This is a genomic window from Microlunatus speluncae, assembly GCF_009299835.1.
Classification (GTDB): Bacteria; Actinomycetota; Actinomycetes; order Propionibacteriales; family Propionibacteriaceae; genus Microlunatus; species Microlunatus speluncae.
The window spans coordinates 672,835-688,758 of record NZ_VKCZ01000014.1; the positions used below are offsets into that span (position 1 = coordinate 672,835).

Sequence of the window (15,924 nt, forward strand, 5' to 3'; positions counted from 1 at the left end):
TGGAACGGCGATGAGTTCGACCGCAGTGGGGTTATGGGCTCCTGCTTGAGAGGTCGTATTGGTCGGCGTGGCCCAGCCTGTTGAGCACATGGGCAAGGTAGTGATCGCGCCGTTCGGTGGCGATCGGGTCGGATGACCAGCTGGCGAGGTTGACCGGGGTGTTCAGGGCTGCGCTTAGGTCCCAGTAGGGCAGGTCATCGGGGACCGCGACGCTGCCGTTGCGCCGCCAGCCTTCGAGGACGAGGTCTGCGGTGTGTGCGCCGTGGCGTAGTGCCAACTCGAACCTCACGTTGCCCAGATCGAGGCCTGCGGGACCGGACCCGGCACCTTCCCAGTCGATCAGGACTGGGCCCCGGCTGGTGGTCCAGATGACGTTTCCAGGGGCGATGTCATCGTGCACGAATCCGGCTGGTTCGGTGCTGCACGGGAGTCGGGACAGGACCTGTTCTGCCCGCATGATCAGGGGAGTGGTGGCTGGCACCGTCAGGTATCGCCGTACTCGCTGCGGTGCCCACTCCGGATGGTCATCATGCACGCGGTCGCGAAGGTCTTGCTGTTCGCTGCGTGTGCCTGTTCGGTAGCGGTCGATATCTTCGCGTTGGCGGGCTCGGAATGCGACGTAGTTGTCGCCCTCTCGCGCGCGTACTCGCCCGGGGAGGTTCGGATCGGAGGGGACTGTGATCGCGTGGATCCTCGGTAGGAGTTCGCCGAGGTTCCGGACGCCTACGTCATCTGCGGAGGTCGGGCTTCCCTGTACGGCTGTGGTCAGCAGAGCGATCCGGCCGCACAAGCCGTCCAGGTCGACCGCGATCAGATGCGGTACGGGCAGCCGATTGTTCTCAGCGACAGCGAGCGCTGCAACCTCGGTCGCCATAGACGCCCGGATCGAAACTGGGTGGGTAGTTCGCCGGGTCGCGTCGAGATCTGTTGGCCCGGTCTTCAGCACCACGTCTTGAGTGCGGACAACTGAGCTGAGCGTGATCTGCCAGGGTCCCCGGTCAGATGGACCACCCCGCAGGGGTCGTATCCGAACTACTCGAATCGGTGGCTCGAACTGTGCAAGCACCCAGTTCAGTACAGATCGAGGCACGCGGTCCACGCTCAGGGCGGTACTCCTTGCTCGAGTCGGAATTGGACAGGGGCGGGGCTCGTCATCCCTGACCACTTGTTGACCCACCCTTGGAATCCTTGCGAGAGAATGATCACAAAGCCCGGGGTTCCCGTGAGGATCAGTGCCTTCGCGGCCGCGGTCATTTTACCGTTGTAGGAGGATGCCATTGAGTCGACGCAAGGTCGTCGTCATCGGTGTGGTTGTCGTCGTGGTGGTGGTCGCGGGGATCGCGGCGGTCGTCCATGCCCGGCAGGTCGCTGCGGAGAACGCACGCCAGGTCGCTGCGGAGAACGCGCGCCAGGCCTTCTACCGCGACTTTCCCGCCCTGGAGCGGCGGGAGTGTTTGGTGGCGGTGCCGGAGGTCGAGCCGCTGACCGAGGGGGAGCAGGTTCCCTGTCACGAGGCCAGGGACATTGATCTTGTCGTGCTGGCCGAGGGCGGTTGCCCAGCTGAGGCTGTGATGGCGAACGCCTTCCCGACGACGCCTCGAGGGCGGGAGGTGTGCCTCATGCCGCTCGTTGTGTACAAGCAATTGGATTGGGATCGCGCACGCTGAGCGATGGCTCGGCGACCGCAGGGCGCAGGGCCGGCTCAGCGACGAGGGGGACCGCTTCGGCTGATCGTGTCAGAGTGAAATCGAAGTGATCGCATGAGGGTGAAGCGCCATGCTTACCTCCATGGACACCGCCGCACAGTTGCTACTTCTCGCGGGCCGTTCCGGAGTCGGCAAATCTGCTGTCGCTGAGGAGATCTCATCCCAGCTGAAGCGGGCCGATGTAGGGCACTCGATCATGGATGGCGATTGGCTTGATCGGTGTTTCCCCCAGGCACCACAGGACCTGTTCGACAGGAATTTCGCCGCGGTGTGGCGCAACTACCGCAGTGTCGGCTGCAGCCGGCTGATCTACTCCAACTGGGCCAGTGTCAGGAACGCGGAACGGATCGTTCGCCTGATGGGCGAGGACGGAACGGACGTTCAGACGGTGGGAGTCCTTCTACTGTGCGCCGACGACACGGCGCGCCAACGGCTCGTCGGCCGCGAGCACGGTGGCGGTCTGGAGTGGCACCTGGCGCAGCTGGCAACTCCGCGGGACGACAAGGACCTGGACTTGGCCACACCCGGTTGGGCCCACCGTGTCCAGACCGATGAACGAGCCGTCGAGGACATTGCGGGGCAAATTGTCGAGCTCACGCGTTGGCGGCAAACCGGGATCAACCCGGAGGTTTCGGTACCTCGGATGCATCGGATGATCGATTGATTCATCTGCTGCATCATCGCCGTCATCTGGCCTAGTCAGCTGGTTCGGTCCGGGCGAGCTGAGCCGGCGCCGGCCGGCCGCTCCGTCGCCGCGGTGGGAGAGTGATCCGGATGATTCACCTGATGCGATACACAGACGGTACGTGACATAATGTCGCTTATCGGACAGGTCGGCTAGCAGGCCGGCCATCCCGAGAGCTCAGCGGAAAATCGATCGCAGACCGGTTGGGGCCTCGTTATCGTCGTGAGAATGCGTTCCAGCTCCGAGGAGATCGCCGAGGCGGGCTATGACGAGATCGCTGTTCCGTACCAAGCGTGGATTAGCAGTGTCGGCGACGATCCACGACTCGGCTTCCTCAACGATGTCCTGACCCGGCTTCCTGATCAACCCGTCGCACTTGATCTTGGTTGCGGCGCCGGCCTGCCGTGTACGGCCTTGCTCGCCGAGCACGGTGACACCACCGGGGTCGACATCTCCGCCGCTCAGGTCGAGTTGGCTCGGCACAACGTCCCCAAAGCTCGGTTCCTCAAGTCCAGCATGAGGACGCTCGCGTTCCCGGCCGAGAGCTTCGACCTGGTGACCGCCTTCTACTCGATTCCGCATCTCCCCCGCACCGATCACGCCGAACTGTTCCAGCGCATCGCCGGCTGGTTGCGGCCCGGTGGGATTCTCCTGGCGACACTCGGCCATAAGGAGATCGATGAGGTCGCGGACTTCTTCGGCGCGCCGATGTTGACCAGCAGCTACGGTCCCAAGATCAACTCCAGCCTGCTCCGAGATGCCGGGCTCACGGTCCTGACCGACCAGGTGCTCAGTTGGTGTGAGGGCTACGTGACCTACCAGTGGGTGATCGCCGGCAAACCCGGCTAGATCATTTCGCCACGACGGGCGTACCGATTCTGCCGGATTCTGCTTAGACTGCGAGACGTTCGGACAGCTATCGTCCAAAGGAGGACGGATGCGAGTGCTGCGTGGTCTGATCGTCGTGATCATGTTCATCGGAACGACCCTGGTCGCTGAACCGGCTCAGGCGGCTCCGGGGTCGCCGCCGGGCGATCCCACTCAAGGGGCTTGTGGGTACGCTCCGCTCGCCGACCAGACCTACTCGACCTGGGTCGGACTGCCGCCGGATCCGAAGCGCACGCCGGACCACGGGACGGTACGGGTGACGCTGCGCACCGATCAGGGGAACATCGGCCTGGAGCTCGATCGTGCCTCGGCACCGTGCACCGTGCAGTCGTTCCTGTTTCTGCTGCGCAAACGCTACTTCGACGACACGTCCTGCCATCGGCTGACGGCCTACCACACGCCACCGGCCGCGCTGTCGGTTCTCCAGTGCGGCGATCCGCTCGGGACCGGTTGGGGTGATCCCGGCTACAGCTTCGGTGACGAGCTGGAGTCGGCGCAGGCCCTCGATCCCTGGCCCGGTGCGCCGGACCGGCGCAACTATGCCCGCGGCACGCTGGCCATGGCCAACGCCGGACCCGACACCAACGGCAGTCAATTCTTCCTTGTCTACAAGGATTCTCGGCTGCGGCCCGACTACACGGTGTTCGGCCGGATCACGGATCAGGGTCTGCGTGTGCTGGACAAGATCGCCGCGGGCGGCATCGATCCCGGGACGGAGGGAACACCCGAGGACGGGGCGCCGGCGGTCGGGGTGACGATCGAGCGAGCCAAGTACGGGCGCTGACCCGATCCGGTTACGGTCGGCGGCCCGGATAGGCGGCCAGGCGGGTGTAGCCATCGCCGCGCTCCCCTGCCTCCAGATCAGTCTCCTCGGCCCAGAGACGGCGAAGTTCGGCACAGTTGCTCAGAAGTTGATCAAGGGGGCCCTGGCCGACGACCCGTCCCTGATCAAGGACGACGATGTCGGTGGCCTGGGCCAGGGCGGCGCGGCGGTGGGAGACCGCGAGCACGGTGATCGGATCCGTCGCGAGAGCGGCCTCGGCAGTCAGCCGCTGCCACAACTGTGCCTCCGTTTCGACATCGAGGGCCGAGGACAGATCGTCGACGATGAGCAGATCGGGGCGGCGCAGGATCGCGCGGGCAGCGGCGGTCCGTTGCAGCTGACCGCCGGAGAGACGAACGCCGCGCGGGCCGATCATGGTCGCCAGCCCGGCGGGCATCGCGGCGACGTCTTCGGTCAGGGCCGCCAGCTGGAGCGCGCGGTCGAGGTCATGATCGGCCCAACCGAGCCGGAGATTCTCCCGGATCGAGGCGGAGAAGAGCCGCGGCGTCTGACTCGCGTACGCCACCCGGGGCGGCACCAGGAAGGTGCCGGGTTCGGACACGTCCCGGCCGTTCCACCGGATGGAGCCGCCGTCGAGGTCGATCAGGCCGAGCAGGCCGCGGAGCACGGTGGTCTTTCCGGCACCGACCGCGCCGGTGATCATGGTGACCGAGCCGCGGCGGATCCGGAACGTCACGTCCTGGACGACGGCTCGACCGCCCGGCTGCCGCACGGTCAGATCCCGAACCTCGAGTTCCCGCAGCGGATCGGGATGCCGGCCGGCCGGCGGAGGATCGGGAGCCTCGGTAGCGCCGTACCAGACGGTCGTGTCGCGGACCAGATCCTCGACGGACTCCTGCGGACTGATCAGCCGGCCGAGCCGCTGGGTGGCGACGGCGGCGCGCGGTGCCTTCAGCAACATGGCTCCGAGGGTGCGCGGCAGGGCGGTGAGCCAGCTGACATAGGTCGTGAAGATCACGATGTCGCCGACGGTCAGCTCACCGGAACGGAGTGCGCCGGCCGCCAGCAGCAGGACCAGGCCGATGCCGAGTTCCACGCTCGCACCGGTCGCGGCGTCGAGCAGACTCGACGCCGACCGGCTGCGCACCTCCGCCCGCCTTCGGTCCCGGTTGAGCCGGGCCAATCTGGCTCCCACCGACGCCTCGGCGCCGCCCGTCCTGACGGCCAGGATGCTGTTGAACGTCTCACCGAGAAAACCGACCACTCGCGCACCGCGTTCCTGCGCCTCGGCGTACAGCCGGGTGACGGTGCGGTTGGCCCAGGTGCTCAGGATCGCGACGATGATCATCGGGACGACCAGGGCGACCATGATCACCCAGTCGATTGCGGCCAGCACGGCCAGGGCACCGATGGCGAACAGCAGTGTCCCGGTGAGGGCAATGAAATCGTCGGAGAAGTCGACCAGGTTGGCGACGTCGTCGCGGAGCCGGGCCATGGTTGCGCCGGACGTCGCGGGTAGTCGTCCCGCCGGGGCGCCGGGCGCGGTCAGGATGGAGCGAAGCAGGTTGGCCCGCAGCACGGTCGCCGTCGCATCCCACCAGTAGACGCCGTAGGTCCACGCGAGCCACATGATCAGACTGCGCACCAGCTCGGCGGCGACGAAGAGCGCGCACAGCCACCAGGTCAGCGGCAGGTCGATCCGCTGCCCACCACTGATCGCATCGAAGATCAACTTGAGCACCAGACCGGTGATCAACGGCAGCACCCGGACCGGCAGCCAGAACAGGCCGCCGATCAGGTAGCGCCGCAGGTCGTAGCGCAGCAACGGTCCGATCACCCGGAACAGATCTCTCATCGCGGTGCTCCGTCGGCGAGCCTGATCAACCGGGCGAAGCGGCTGGCCGGATCCGATGCCAGCGCGGCTCGATCACCGTGCTCGACGATGCGGCCGTCGGCGACGACGGCGATCGTGTCCACCCGGGCCAGCGAGGCCAGCCGGTGGGCGATCACGATCCCTGTACGACCGGTCAGCAGCCGGGCCACACAGGTGTCGATCCGTTGCTCCGTGGCCCGGTCCAACCGACTGGACGGCTCGTCCAGGACGACGATCGCCGGATCCGCGAGCAGCACCCGGGCGAAAGCTAGCAGCTGCGACTCCCCCGCCGAGATTCCGGTGATCAACGTGTCCAGCCCGTCGGGTTGATCATCGAGCCAGGCTCCGAGCCCGACCTCGTGCAGCACCTGGCGGAGCCGGCTGTCGTCGGCTACGGGACGAAACTCGGCGGCGGGCCGGAACAAGGTCAGGTTGTCCCTGATGGTGGCGCTGAACAGTTGTACGTCCTGGGTGACCAGCCCGATGTGTTGCCGCAGGGCAGCCTGGTCCAGGTCCCGAAGATCGACTCCGCCGACCCGCACCACGCCGGAGATGGGGTCGTAGAGACGCAGCAGCAGTCGGGCGATGGTGGTCTTGCCACTGCCGGTCCGACCGACCAGACCGAGTGTGCTGCCGGCCGCGATGGTGAGCTCGACGTCGCGCAGCGCCGGATGATCACCGGCGTCGTAGCGGAAGGTCACGCCCTCGAACCGTACGTCCCAGGGACGAGTGTCGGGCACGGACGCCGGACGGGCCGGCACGGCCAGCGTCGAGCGCCGGCTCAGCAGTTCCGTGATCCGGTCCAGGCTCGCCAGTGCACCCTGGACCTGGCGGAACTGATCGGTCAGCCGCTCGAACGGTGCCCGAATCAGCAGGGCGTACTGCACCAGCAGGACGGCGGTCCCCACGGTCACCGCGCCACCGACGACCAGCGAGGCCGCCAGGCCCAGCAGCAACGCGGTGCCCGCCGCGAAGGCCACCGAGATGCCGGCGACGACGAGGATGCCCACCCGGACCTCCGCGGCCTCGGCCCGGATCCAGGCCCCGGCCGTGCGATGGAAGCGACGGACCAGATAGCCGCCGGCGCCGTTGGCGCGGATGTCCTCGACGCCGCCGAACGTCTCCTCCAGCCCGCCGAGCATTACCGCGATGGCCTCGTTCGACCGGCGGCCGGCCGGCACCGCAATCCGTTGCCCGGCCAGCATGCCGGCGAACACCAGGATGCAGTAGCCGGTGAGGGTGACGCCGAGCCAAGTGTTGATCAGGAAGACACTGACCAGCACGCCGATCAACAGCAGCACGCTGACCACGACATCCATCACGAAGGCGACCAGGAAGTTCGCGATGGCCATCACGTCGCCGTCGACCCGTTCGATCAACTCCCCCGGGCTGCTGCGACTGTGCTCCTCAAGATCAAGTCCGAGGACGTGGTCGGTGAGCTGCTCGCGCAGCCGGTTCGTGCCGTCCCAGGTCCAGCCGTTGGCCAACCAGCCGGTGAAGGTGCGAGCGGCGAGCCCGCCGACCGCGAGCAGGAGATAGCCTCCGGCCAAGATCAACAGCGGCCCGAGCGCCGACCCGGCGATGGCCTCGTCGACGAATCGCTTGGTCAGTTGGGGCGCCAGGACCGGAAGGCCGGTGGCGGCGGCGATCGCGACCAGCAGGGCCAGCGTGGTGCCGGCCGGTGGCCGCAGGCATGCCGCGACCAGCCGGCGGCCCCGCTTGCGGGCCGGCTGATCAACAGGGTCAGGTCGTGATCGGGCGTTCCTCAGGAGGGAGAGTGGTGGCATGAATCCTCGCGGTCGTTGCGGTGACGGGGTTGGCTCCGTGCCCGAGTGCGCGCATGGGACACTCTCCTTTCCTGATCTTGGCCGTTCGGTGACGGCGGTACGAGTTCAGCCCGATCAGCTCCCGGCTGTCAACTGATTTCGTACGGGAGGGGCGGTCCGCTCAGCGGTTCTGGCCGAGATAGCCGTGCACCGCGGAGATCACCACGGAGCCTTCGCCGACGGCCGAGGCGACCCGCTTGATCGAGCCGGCGCGGACGTCACCGACGGCGAACAGGCCGGGGACGGAGGTGGCGAAGCCGTCGTGGGTCAGCACGAAACCCTTGGCGTCGAGTTCGACGCCGGAGTCTTCGAGCCAGCCGGTGTGCGGCTGGGCGCCGATCATCACGAACAACGCACCGGCCGCCAGCTCCACGTCCTGCTGTCGGAGCTCGTCGCGCCATGTGACCTGGTCGAGCCGGTCCGTGCCGCGGGCCGAGGTCAGCTGGGCCCGGTGGTGCAGGGTGATCCGTTCGTGGTGGGTGAGTCGCTGGACGAGGTAGTCCGACATCGTCTCGGCGAGGTTGTCGCGACGGATCAGGACGTGCACCCGGTTGGCGTGCCGGGTCAGGAACAAGGCGGCCTGACCGGCGGAGTTGGCTCCCCCGACGACGACCACATCGCGCCCGGCAGAGGCCAGTGCTTCGGTCTCCGTCGCGGCACAGTAGACACCGCGGCCCTCGAGCTCGTTGGTCCCCGGAGCACCGAGCCGCCGGTACCGGACTCCGCTGGCGATGATCACCGCGCGGGCCGTGACCACATCATGATCATCGAGCCGGACCCGGATCCCGTCCTGCCCTCGGAACAGTCCGGTGACGGAACGCGGCGAGATCAGCCGCGCCCCGAACTTGACCGCCTGCAGCATCGCCGACCGGGCCAGCTCGGCGCCGGCGATCCCCCGCGGGAAGCCGAGATAGTTCTCGATCCGCGACGAGGTGCCGGCCTGGCCGCCCAGCGCGACGTCCTCGACGAGCACGACGTCGAGACCCTCGGACGCACCGTTGACCGCGGCGGCCAGCCCCGCCGGGCCGGCGCCCACGACGAGCAGGTCGCAGCGGGCCTGGTCATCGGTACCGCCGAGATCGATGCCGATCGCGGTCGCCAGGTCGCGGGTCGTCGGCGCCGCCAGGACCTGCCGCCGGGCGGTCACCACGGCCGGACCCTCCGCCGGGAGCGCCGAGGTCGCCGCCACCTCGGCCCAGCCGGAGCGGTCCGATCGCAGCACCGTCCGGTACGGGATCTGATTGCGCTCGGCGAACTCCTGCAGCCGGTGCAGCCGCCGATCGTCCTCGTCACCGGCCAGGACCAGCCCGCCCTCGCCCCACCGGGACAGCAGCCGGCGGCGGGCGTCGAGCGCGGACAACATCACGTCGCCGAGCTCGACCGAGGTCGCCACCAGCCGGCGAAGCTCATCGATCGGCACCCGCAGCAGCGTGCAGTCCCCCGCCGCCGCCCCGGCCAGGAAGGCGGGCTGCGCCATCAGCATGCCGAGCTCACCGACGAAGTCGCCGGGCTCGACGACGAACACGACCCGGTCGTCACGGCGGTCCAGCAGCCAGACGCCCCCGGTGCGAACCAGATAGAGATCGTACGGATCGCCGGCCTCCCACAGCACCTCGCCGGCGGCGGGCCGCAGCACCTCACCCGCCGACTCGAGCAGAGCCAGGCACTCCACGCTGAACTCAGGCCAGGCCTGATCATCGAGAGCGTCCTCTCGATGAGAGGAGTAGCGCGTCCGACCGTCGATCGCCGGAACAGAACTCATCTGACTCCCTCCAGGTACGTGCTCGGCGGCGGCTGCCCCAACCCGTGATGCCGGAGCCGGACAGACCGAGTGCAGCCTAGTGTCCGCTGCCGGGCACCACCGGCCACTGTGATCGGATTGGGGAGAATGCCGCCGGGTAGTCCCGGCAGCAGCTTCCCCAATCAACGGACCAAGGGTGGTGTCTCGATTGAGCGTCGGCGATGAATTGGCGGCTCGGCTCCGCGGCTCGCTCGGCCTGCGCCGAGGAGAGGTCCGGTTGGCGGCGTCCGAACCGAACTGGACGATCGAGTACGGCTGGTCAACGCCCACCTGGTGACCTACGGTGCTCGGGAATGGCGGGCCTACCTCGAGTTCCGTGATCGGCTGCGCGGCGACCCTCGCGCCCGCGAAGAGTACGCGGCGACCAAGATCAGCTTGGCCCGCGACTTCCCCGGCGACCGGACGGCCTACGTCGACGGCAAGACTGCCTTCGTGCAGCGTCACTCGATCGAGGACGACCGCTGATCAACCGCCGACGTATTCCGCCAGGTGCATCCCGGTGAGCGTCGTGCCGTCGGCGACCAGGTCGGCCGGCGGGCCCTCGAAGACGATCTTGCCGCCGTCGTGGCCGGCGCCGGGACCGAGGTCGATGATCCAGTCGGCGTGCGCCATCACGGCCTGGTGATGCTCGATCACGATCACCGACTTGCCCGAGTCGACCAGCCGGTCCAGCAGGCCGAGCAGGTTCTCCACGTCGGCCAGGTGCAGACCGGTGGTCGGCTCGTCCAGGACGTAGACACCACCCTTCTCCCCCAGATGCGTGGCCAGTTTGAGCCGCTGCCGCTCACCACCGGACAGGGTGGTCAGCGGCTGGCCCAGGGTGAGGTAGCCGAGACCGACCTCGGCCATCCTGATCAAGATCTTGTGCGCGGCCGGCGTCTCCGCCTCCCCTTCGGCGAAGAACTGCACCGCTTCGCTCACCGGCAGCGCCAGCACGTCGGCGATGTTCTTGCCGCCGAGCTCGTACTTCAGCACCTCGGCCTGGAACCGCCGCCCCTCGCACTCGTCGCAGGTGGTCGCGACGCCGGCCATGATCGCCAGGTCGGTGTAGATCACCCCGGCGCCGTTACAGGTCGGGCAGGCGCCCTCGGAGTTCGCACTGAACAGGGCCGGCTTCACGCCGTTGGCCTTGGCGAACGCCTTGCGGATCGGCTCCAGCATCCCCGTGTACGTCGCGGGGTTGCTCCGCCGCGAGCCCCTGATCGCGGTCTGATCGATGGTCACCACGTCGTCCTGCCCGGACACCGAGCCCCGGATCAGTGAACTCTTGCCCGACCCGGCGACGCCGGTGATCACGCAGAGGACACCGAGCGGGATATCGACGTCGACGTCCTGCAGGTTGTTGGTGTCGGCGCCGCGGACCTCCAGCGCCCGACTCGAGCTGCGGACCGACGGCTTCAGGCTGGCCCGGTCGTCCAGGTGCCGCCCGGTGATCGTCTTGCTCTTCCGCAACTGCGCGACGGTGCCCTCGAAGACCACCTCTCCGCCGGCGCCGCCGGCGCCCGGACCAAGATCGACCACGTGGTCGGCGATCGCGATCAGCTCCGGTTTGTGTTCCACCACCAGCACGGTGTTTCCCTTGTCCCGCAGCTGGAGCAGCAAGTCGTTCATCCGCTGGATGTCGTGCGGATGCAGCCCGATCGACGGTTCGTCGAAGACATAGGTCACGTCGGTCAGCGACGAGCCGAGATGGCGGATCATCTTGGCCCGCTGGGCCTCGCCGCCGGACAGCGTGCCCGCCGGCCGATCCAGGGACAGGTAGCCGAGGCCGATGTCCACAAAGGAATCCAGGGTGTCGCCGAGCGCGTCGAGCAGCGGCGCCACCGACGCATCCTTCACCCCGCGCACCCACTCGGCCAGGTCGCTGATCTGCATCGAGCAGCAGTCCGCGATGTTGAGCTTCTTGATCTTGGACGAACGGGCCAGCTCGTTCAGCCGGCTGCCGTCGCATTCGGGGCAGACCCCGAAGGTGATCGCGCGGTCGACGAAGGCCCGGATGTGCGGCTGCATCGCCTCCCGGTCTTTGGCCAGCATCGACTGCTGGATCCGCACGATCAGCCCCATGTACCAGACGTTGACGCCGTTGACCTTGATCCGGGTCTGCTCCTTGTAGAGCAGGGAATCCAGTTCCTTCTTGGTGAACTTCTTGATCGGCTTGTCCGGGTCGAGGAAGCCCGATCCCTTGTAGATGGTGCCGTACCAGCTGTCACCGCCGTGGTTGGGCACCAGCAGCGCGCCCTGGTTCAGCGACAGGCTGTCGTCGTAGAGCTGGGTGAGATCGAAGTCGGAGACCTTGCCCACACCCTCGCAGCGTGGGCACATGCCGCCGATGATGTTGAAGTCGCGGCGCTCCTTGATCGTCTGGCCGCCGCGCTCGAACTGCACCGCGCCGGCCCCGCTGATCGAGGCCACGTTGAAGGAGAACGCCTTCGGCGAACCGATGTTGGGCTTACCGATCCGGCTGAACAGGATCCGTAACATGGCGGTCGCGTCGGTCGCGGTGCCGACCGTGGACCGGACATCGGCTCCCATCCGTTCCTGGTCGACGATGATCGCCGTCGTCAACCCTTCCAACACATCGACCTCAGGCCGGGCCAGCGTCGGCATGAAGCCCTGCACGAACGTGCTGTAGGTCTCATTGATCATCCGCTGCGACTCCGCGGCGATGGTGTCGAACACCAACGAGCTCTTGCCCGAGCCGGAGACCCCGGTGAACACCGTCAACTGGCGCTTCGGGATCTCGACGCTGACGTCCTTGAGGTTGTTGACGCGCGCGCCGTGGACCCGGATCTGATCATGGGCGCGGATCTTCTTCGTCGTCATCAGCCGGCCTGCTGGATCCGGACCATGTTGCCGGACGGGTCGCGGAAGGCGCAGTCGCGGACGCCGTAATCCTGGTCGATCGGCTCCTGCACCACCTCGGCGTCGCCGGCCTGGACCCGTTCGAACGTGCCATCGATGTCCTTGCTGGCCAGGACGACCGAGGCGAACGTCCCCTTGGCCATCATCTCGGTGACCGCCCGGCGCTCGTCATCGGTCAGCCCCGGCATCGCCGCCGCCGGGTAGAGCACGATCGAGGTGTCGGACTGTTCCGGTGAGCCGAGGGTGAGCCAGCGCAGCCCCTCGTACCCGACGTCCATCCGGAGTTCGAAGCCGAGGGTGTCGCGGTAGAAGGCCAGCGCGGCCTCGGGATCGTTGTGCGGCAGGAACGTGTGGTGCACGGTGATATCCATGGCGATCACGCTAGTTGTGGGTCGGCGGCCGGTGCTTCTCGATTCCTGATCGGTCTGGTCACTTGCTTCGCGACGCAGGCCGGCATGCCCTCGACCGACTTGGCTTCGTTGCGTCGATAGACGCTGGGTGAGATGCCGACCAGTTCGGTGAACCGGGTGCTGAAGGTGCCGAGGGAGGAGCAGCCGACCGCGAAGCAGACCTCGGTCACGCTGAGATCGCCGCGCCGCAGCAGCGTCATCGCCCGCTCGATCCGGCGCGTCATCAGATAGCTGTACGGCGCCTCGCCGTAGGCCAGCTTGAACTGGCGACTGAGATGGCCGGCCGACATGTGCGCATCCCGCGCCAGCGCCTCGACGTCCAGCGGCTGCGCGTACTCCCGGTCGATCCGGTCCTTCACCCGACGCAGCCGCGCCAGGTCGCGCAGGCGCTGATCGTCGGCCGGTCTACTGGTCACGATCCGATGGTGCCACGTCGCGGCGGAAACCTCACCGGGTCAGGCCGAGCGTCGCGATCAGATCCTCGTGGAACTCGAACCAGACCCGGTGGCAGGAATCCCGATCGGTCGCGGTGATCCAGCCGGGGTCGACGTCGATCCGGTCCAGGGCGCCGCGGAACCGACGGTGATAGCCGGCGAACCGGCCCAGCCGCGCGGTCAGCGCCGTCTCGAACCCGGCCAGCGCGTCCGCGGCCGAGGCCAGGCCGGCGCTGATCGTGATGAGGTCGGCCCGGGCGTCGCCGACCTCGAGCTCGGACAGTTGCCAGGCCGTGCACAGCTCGCTCACCGTGACGTTGTACGGGACGAACGCCTCGTGCACCTGCTCGACGTCGGCACAGGCCCCGGCCTGGTCGAGCTCGGCCCGCAGTCGCTGTTCGCCCCAGGCCCGGCCGGTCTCGGTCATCGACCAGCCGCCGTCTCCGCCGAAGCTGCTGTACGTGATCCGGCCCACGGCCTGGGCATCGAGCAGGTGCTCCTCGACCGCGGCGGGCGGCAGGTCGAACCGATCCGCGATCCGCGGTGTAGCGGCATAGCCGAGCAGGCGTACGGCGTGCAGGGTCAGCAGCTCCGGAGCGGACCGGTGGGTCATCGCGCCACGTCGCCCGGGTCGGAGTTGATCAACTGGGGCACGGCCTCGACCCGGCCCGTGTCGCCGTCGACCCGGACGCGTTGATCATCGCGCAGGACCGTCATCGCGCCGGCCGCGCCGACAACCGCGGGGATTCCGGCCTCGCGGGCCACGATGGCGGCGTGCGCGAGCCGGCTGCCGACCTCGGTGATCACTGCGGCGGCATTGAACAGCAACGGCGTCCAGGCCGGCGAGGTCGTACGACAGACGAGGACGTCACCGGGCCGGAAGCGGGGAAACTGATCAAGGTCGGCGATGATCCGGACCGGCCCGACCGCCGAGCCCGGCCCGGCGCCGAGGCCCGTGATCAACAGCTTGACCTGGTCGGCGTGTTCCACTCGATCGATTCTAGTGGCGTGGTCAGGGAACGGAGGTCAGCACCGTGTCCAGCCGGGCCCGCGCCGAGGCCGCGAAGTCGTTGTTGTCGGCGGCGTTCGCGTTGGCCAGGTGGTTCACGAGCTCGAGGACTTCGGCCACCCAGACCCGCTGCTCGAACAGCGGCGGCAACTCATCGACCTCCGTGTAGCCGGCGAAGAACGCCTCCGTTGCCTCGGGTGGATGGTCGGCCAGCACCAGCCAGCGCAGCTTCGCCTGGTCGGCTGCCGGGTCCCAGGCTTCGGCCAGGTCGAAGTCGAGCAGCGCGACGAGTGACCCGTCCGGGCCAGCCAGCAGGTTGTCGGCGTAAAGATCACGATGCGTGATGCTGGGCCGGACGACCGGCGACACCTCCGCGGTGATCTTCAGGACCCGCTGCAACAGGGACTCATGATCAATTCCCGGGATGCCGCCGGTCGCCGTCGCGCGCTCGGAGATCTGCGGCACCCGATGCTCGACGTACTCGGCCCAGGTCGGAAAGATCGGCTCGCCGCCGACCCGGGACGAGAAGCCCTCGCACTCGACCCGGTGCAACTGGGCGAGGGCTCGGCCGAAGGACCGGAAGAACCGGCGCACGGCGGCTTCGCTGATCAGCACCTCGGCCGGATGAGCGCCCGGGAGGAAGCGCAGGACCCGGACTGACCGGCCCTCGAACGCCGCCCCGTCCGCATCCACCAGGAGCAGCTCGGGCACCGGAACCCCGCCGGCCGCCGCCCGTCGGTGGGCGCGCGCCGCCGCAGTCAGCTTTTCGCTCCCGAACGCTCGCCGAGCCAGCTTGACCAGCAGTTCGCCGTCGTCGGTCGGCACCCGCCAGTTCTCGTTGCCGTAGCCCCGTTGGATCCGCACCGGCGGCGCGATCACCCCGACCGCCAACTGCTGCTCCACGTACGCTCGGATCCGATCACTGGTCAGCACGACGTCAGCCTACGGACGGATCGTCTGCGGCGGGCCCGGCAACCTACCTCGTGATCGAGCACCTGACCGCGATTGGCACGAGTGGCCCGCTGACTGTTATGCTTTTCTCAGTTAAGCCTCTTGGCCACCAGAGCCCGGGAGGCTTTTCTCATGTCTACGCACAGTTCGCCCGATGCGGTCCATGGAACGCTCTTCCATTCCCACCTCAGCAGCCCGCGCGGGGACCACCTGCTCCCGCTCAACGACCTTCGCGATGCCAATCCGGAGCTCTACACCCGGCACGCCGAGAAGTACGTCGCCCGGCCGCACGGCCTGACCGAGCCGGTGGCACCGCTGAACTGCACCTGGGGTGACGTGGTGTTCCTGGCACCGGTCCACCCCGCTCCCCTGTTCGAGGCCCTGGCCCGCTCCGGTCGCGCCGTCGCCCCGGCGCCGCCGGCCACGATCGATGCCTCCCGGCTCGATCCGTCGCGGTGCGTGATCAGGCTGATGCGGCACGGCCGGGACGGCCACCACGCGGATCCGCCGGATGAGCACGACTATCTGCCGTTCAACACCGCCGGATTGCGGGCGGTCAGCCGGGTCACCCAGATCGCCCTCGATCGGCTGGAGCGGCTCGGTCCCGACGATCCGTGGCTGCCCTGGGTCGACGTACCGCACGTGCTGCACCGCGGGCCGATTCCGCTGGCCTGGTTCACCGCTCCGCGCTGATT

Annotated in this window: 16 protein-coding genes; 6 read left to right on the forward strand and 10 right to left on the reverse strand. The window is 68.0% G+C overall.

Translation table 11 applies throughout. The annotated features are described in order from the left end of the window. Positions 1-31: 31 nt before the first annotated feature. Entirely contained in the window at positions 32-949 is a 918-nt protein-coding gene (locus FNH24_RS19915) for a phosphotransferase family protein (protein ID WP_152363934.1), read from the reverse strand. A gap of 328 nt (positions 950-1,277) precedes the next feature. Between FNH24_RS19915 and FNH24_RS19920 the strand changes: the two genes are divergently transcribed. From FNH24_RS19920 to FNH24_RS19935, 4 genes are all read left to right on the forward strand, one after another. Beyond that, entirely contained in the window at positions 1,278-1,667 is a 390-nt protein-coding gene (locus tag FNH24_RS19920) for a hypothetical protein (protein WP_152363935.1), read from the forward strand. Between the two features lie 121 nt (positions 1,668-1,788). Next, positions 1,789-2,370, forward strand: a complete 582-nt coding sequence (locus FNH24_RS19925) for a hypothetical protein (RefSeq protein WP_152363936.1) — start codon at positions 1,789-1,791, stop codon at positions 2,368-2,370. A gap of 249 nt (positions 2,371-2,619) precedes the next feature. Then, positions 2,620-3,240, forward strand: a complete 621-nt coding sequence (locus FNH24_RS19930; RefSeq protein WP_152363937.1) for a class I SAM-dependent methyltransferase — start codon at positions 2,620-2,622, stop codon at positions 3,238-3,240. An 88-nt stretch (positions 3,241-3,328) separates the two neighbouring features. Then, positions 3,329-4,063 carry a peptidylprolyl isomerase gene (locus FNH24_RS19935; protein WP_152363938.1) on the forward strand — a complete coding sequence of 245 codons (735 nt, stop codon included), beginning with the start codon at positions 3,329-3,331 and terminating at the stop codon, positions 4,061-4,063. Positions 4,064-4,073: 10 nt separating this feature from the next. Here FNH24_RS19935 and FNH24_RS19940 read toward each other — a convergent pair whose 3' ends face one another. From FNH24_RS19940 to FNH24_RS19950, 3 genes are all read right to left on the reverse strand, one after another. Beyond that, complete coding sequence (locus tag FNH24_RS19940; RefSeq protein WP_152363939.1) at positions 4,074-5,918, reverse strand: ABC transporter ATP-binding protein; 1,845 nt, start codon at positions 5,916-5,918, stop codon at positions 4,074-4,076. Beyond that, a complete protein-coding gene (locus FNH24_RS19945; protein ID WP_152363940.1) occupies positions 5,915-7,723 on the reverse strand; it encodes an ABC transporter ATP-binding protein in 1,809 nt (602 codons plus the stop codon). Before FNH24_RS19945 ends, FNH24_RS19940 begins: the two co-directional genes overlap by 4 nt. A gap of 160 nt (positions 7,724-7,883) precedes the next feature. Continuing rightward, entirely contained in the window at positions 7,884-9,524 is a 1,641-nt protein-coding gene (locus FNH24_RS19950) for an FAD-dependent oxidoreductase (RefSeq protein ID WP_152363941.1), read from the reverse strand. A gap of 294 nt (positions 9,525-9,818) precedes the next feature. Between FNH24_RS19950 and FNH24_RS31545 the strand changes: the two genes are divergently transcribed. Then, positions 9,819-10,028 (forward strand): GrpB family protein, encoded by a 210-nt coding sequence (locus tag FNH24_RS31545; RefSeq protein WP_281351061.1) that lies wholly within the window; start codon positions 9,819-9,821, stop codon positions 10,026-10,028. Here the strand turns inward: FNH24_RS31545 and FNH24_RS19960 are convergent, their stop codons facing one another. Genes FNH24_RS19960 through FNH24_RS19985 form a run of 6 tightly spaced genes read right to left on the reverse strand, consistent with a single transcriptional unit; the run spans position 10,029 to position 15,211 of the window. After that, positions 10,029-12,386, reverse strand: coding sequence for an ATP-binding cassette domain-containing protein (locus tag FNH24_RS19960; RefSeq protein WP_152363943.1), 2,358 nt, complete (start codon positions 12,384-12,386; stop codon positions 10,029-10,031). After that, on the reverse strand, positions 12,386-12,796 hold the full coding sequence (locus FNH24_RS19965; RefSeq protein WP_152363944.1) for a VOC family protein: 411 nt from the start codon (positions 12,794-12,796) through the stop codon (positions 12,386-12,388). Before FNH24_RS19965 ends, FNH24_RS19960 begins: the two co-directional genes overlap by 1 nt. A 5-nt stretch (positions 12,797-12,801) precedes the next feature. Further along, positions 12,802-13,251 carry a helix-turn-helix transcriptional regulator gene (locus FNH24_RS19970; RefSeq protein ID WP_152363945.1) on the reverse strand — a complete coding sequence of 150 codons (450 nt, stop codon included), beginning with the start codon at positions 13,249-13,251 and terminating at the stop codon, positions 12,802-12,804. Between the two features lie 31 nt (positions 13,252-13,282). After that, complete coding sequence (locus FNH24_RS19975) at positions 13,283-13,882, reverse strand: hypothetical protein (RefSeq protein ID WP_152363946.1); 600 nt, start codon at positions 13,880-13,882, stop codon at positions 13,283-13,285. Next, positions 13,879-14,259 (reverse strand): PEP-utilizing enzyme, encoded by a 381-nt coding sequence (locus FNH24_RS19980; RefSeq protein WP_246186979.1) that lies wholly within the window; start codon positions 14,257-14,259, stop codon positions 13,879-13,881. Before FNH24_RS19980 ends, FNH24_RS19975 begins: the two co-directional genes overlap by 4 nt. 22 nt (positions 14,260-14,281) lie before the next feature. Next, positions 14,282-15,211: a phosphotransferase family protein gene (locus tag FNH24_RS19985; RefSeq protein WP_152363948.1), complete on the reverse strand. Its 930-nt coding sequence runs from the start codon at positions 15,209-15,211 to the stop codon at positions 14,282-14,284. Positions 15,212-15,361: 150 nt separating this feature from the next. Here FNH24_RS19985 and FNH24_RS19990 point away from each other — a divergent pair, with 150 nt between their 5' ends. Further along, positions 15,362-15,922, forward strand: a complete 561-nt coding sequence (locus tag FNH24_RS19990) for a hypothetical protein (RefSeq protein WP_152363949.1) — start codon at positions 15,362-15,364, stop codon at positions 15,920-15,922. Positions 15,923-15,924 lie beyond the last annotated feature (2 nt).

Coding starts and splice junctions, on each gene's coding strand:
- FNH24_RS19925 (WP_152363936.1), top strand. CDS start 1,789: ATGGACACCGCCGCACAGTTGCTACTTCTCGCGGGCCGTTCCGGAGTC.
- FNH24_RS19930 (WP_152363937.1), top strand. CDS start 2,620: ATGCGTTCCAGCTCCGAGGAGATCGCCGAGGCGGGCTATGACGAGATC.
- FNH24_RS19935 (WP_152363938.1), top strand. CDS start 3,329: ATGCGAGTGCTGCGTGGTCTGATCGTCGTGATCATGTTCATCGGAACG.
- FNH24_RS19940 (WP_152363939.1), bottom strand. CDS start 5,918: ATGAGAGATCTGTTCCGGGTGATCGGACCGTTGCTGCGCTACGACCTG.
- FNH24_RS19945 (WP_152363940.1), bottom strand. CDS start 7,723: ATGCCACCACTCTCCCTCCTGAGGAACGCCCGATCACGACCTGACCCT.
- FNH24_RS19950 (WP_152363941.1), bottom strand. CDS start 9,524: ATGAGTTCTGTTCCGGCGATCGACGGTCGGACGCGCTACTCCTCTCAT.
- FNH24_RS19960 (WP_152363943.1), bottom strand. CDS start 12,386: ATGACGACGAAGAAGATCCGCGCCCATGATCAGATCCGGGTCCACGGC.
- FNH24_RS19965 (WP_152363944.1), bottom strand. CDS start 12,796: ATGGATATCACCGTGCACCACACGTTCCTGCCGCACAACGATCCCGAG.
- FNH24_RS19975 (WP_152363946.1), bottom strand. CDS start 13,882: ATGACCCACCGGTCCGCTCCGGAGCTGCTGACCCTGCACGCCGTACGC.
- FNH24_RS19990 (WP_152363949.1), top strand. CDS start 15,362: ATGTCTACGCACAGTTCGCCCGATGCGGTCCATGGAACGCTCTTCCAT.